General features: G+C 52.4%; 1 rRNA gene. It reads right to left on the reverse strand.

The annotated features are described in order from the left end of the window. Nucleotides 1–1,132, reverse strand: a 23S ribosomal RNA gene (locus ACTHPA_RS18475); the annotation flags it as partial. Between the last annotated feature and the right edge of the window lie 64 nt (nucleotides 1,133–1,196).

Raw genomic sequence — 1,196 nt, forward strand, 5'->3', positions numbered from 1 at the left:
TTAAATGGTGGCTGCTTCTAAGCCAACATCCTGGTTGTCTGGGCAGCGCCACATCCTTTTCCACTCAACGGATACTTGGGGACCTTAACTGGCGGTCTGGGCTGTTTCCCTCTCGACTACGGATCTTATCACCCGCAGTCTGACTCCCAAACATAAATCATCGGCATTCGGAGTTTGTCTGAATTCGGTAACCCGGGATGGGCCCCTAGTCCAAACAGTGCTCTACCTCCGAGATTCTTTCGTTTGAGGCTAGCCCTAAAGCTATTTCGGAGAGAACCAGCTATCTCCAGGTTCGATTGGAATTTCACCGCTACCCACACCTCATCCCCGCACTTTTCAACGTACGTGGGTTCGGGCCTCCAGTAAGTGTTACCTTACCTTCACCCTGGACATGGGTAGATCACCTGGTTTCGGGTCTACGACCCCATACTCATTACGCCCTATTCAGACTCGCTTTCGCTGCGGCTCCGCATTCGCTGCTTAACCTTGCATGGAATCGTAACTCGCCGGTTCATTCTACAAAAGGCACGCCATCACCCATTAACGGGCTCTGACAACTTGTAGGCACACGGTTTCAGGTTCTCTTTCACTCCCCTTCCGGGGTGCTTTTCACCTTTCCCTCACGGTACTGGTTCACTATCGGTCACTAGGGAGTATTTAGCCTTGGGAGATGGTCCTCCCGGATTCCGACGGAATTTCACGTGTTCCGCCGTACTCAGGATCCACTCTGGAGAGGACGAACTTTCGACTACGGGGCTTTTACCCGCTATGGCGGACCTTTCCAGGCCGCTTCGTCTAATCCGTCCCTTTGTAACTCCGTATAGAGTGTCCTACAACCCCAGGAAGCAAGCTTCCTGGTTTGGGCTCTTCCCGTTTCGCTCGCCGCTACTAAGGGAATCGATGTTTCTTTCTCTTCCTCCGGGTACTTAGATGTTTCAGTTCTCCGGGTGTGCCTCGTTCACGCTATGTATTCACGTGAACGTACTGCCCCATTACGGGCAGTGGGTTTCCCCATTCGGAAATCTTCGGATCACAGCTTACTTACAGCTCCCCGAAGCATATCGGTGTTAGTGCCGTCCTTCATAGGCTCCTAGTGCCAAGGCATCCGCCGTGCGCCCTTTCTAACTTAACCTTTATACGGATTTCGATAAGCTTCGCATTACTTTGTCAGCTCCGTCACTCTGGTCCTCACGTGC

It is taken from the genome of Sporosarcina sp. SAFN-015 (assembly GCF_051966875.1).
In the GTDB taxonomy this organism is placed as follows: Bacteria; Bacillota; Bacilli; order Bacillales_A; family Planococcaceae; genus Sporosarcina.